Annotated in this window: 1 protein-coding gene; it reads right to left on the bottom strand. The window is 33.4% G+C overall.

The window, feature by feature from the left end:
• Positions 1 to 206: 206 nt before the first annotated feature.
• Positions 207 to 1,042: hypothetical protein (locus ACFOWM_RS13915; protein ID WP_379711215.1), on the bottom strand; the 836-nt coding region annotated here is incomplete at its 5' end.

Below are 1,042 nucleotides of genomic sequence, written 5' to 3' on the forward strand. Positions count from 1 at the left end.
GCTAACGGCCGGGTATTTGCGAAGACTGGGAATTTGGAGTTCCGTCCGCCCGACCGATGCTGATTTTTAGTTGATGTTGAAATTAAGAAATAATGTTGATTAGTAAAGTCCTGCCCGAACCGCAGCTAATTAGAACTGTTCCAGCCGATGACCTATTCGTCCAGCCCAGATTTTGCAAATACCGATGTTAGCTGTCGTTATTGTTTTTATAAATGTTGCTTTAGATCTACAATCATTGTGTCTTCTTCGGCTTCATCATTTCTAAATATTACTTGAATTTTACTCCGCTTAATTTTTTTTACAAGTCCTTTAAAATTCGAAAGTTCTTTTTCTATTTTCTTGTTGATAGTATCGTTTGTGGTATTGATTATTTTTTGTTCAAGTTCAAACAGTTCAATTTGATTAAAAGTTTTAGGAAGGTTTGGTAGTTGCCAGTCCCAAATTGGAAATGAATACAACTCTGTCCACATTCTATTTTTGTATGTTACTAGATGCCAAGTATTCAAATTTGACCAATCAGCCCAATTCACAACATACGATACTTCGTCAGTTCCGTCTCCGTTTAGGTCTCCTTCATTTTTTAGATATGCCAGTCCTAATAATTGTCCCCCAAAAGAAATATGTAATGTGTCAATAATTATATTGTCGGATAATACGAACGAAAAAGGCTTTTTCTTTATCGTAAGTTCAACAAGTTGTTCGTATTCAGATAAACTATCATAGAACTTATTAGTTTCTTTGTTGTCAAGTGCCGAATAATAATGCTCTACAAGTTTTTCTTTTTTGCCATCTCCGTCAAAGTCGCCTGATATAATAAACCTATAACCAAAAATAGGTTTAATATTTTTAGTAATTGTCTTTAAAGTTTCTTGGAGTTGGTTTTTTGTATTTGAACGGTAAGGTTGCAATGTATCATTATGAGATAAAGTTTTTATATCTACTTTTTTCTTTTTTGAAGTGTCACAAGAAGCAAAAAAAGTCAAAAAAGAAATGGTTATTATAAACGGTGTCTTCATATAATGACAGCTAACGGACGGGTATT

Source organism: Ferruginibacter yonginensis (assembly GCF_042651465.1).
Lineage (GTDB): Bacteria > Bacteroidota > Bacteroidia > Chitinophagales > Chitinophagaceae > Ferruginibacter > Ferruginibacter yonginensis.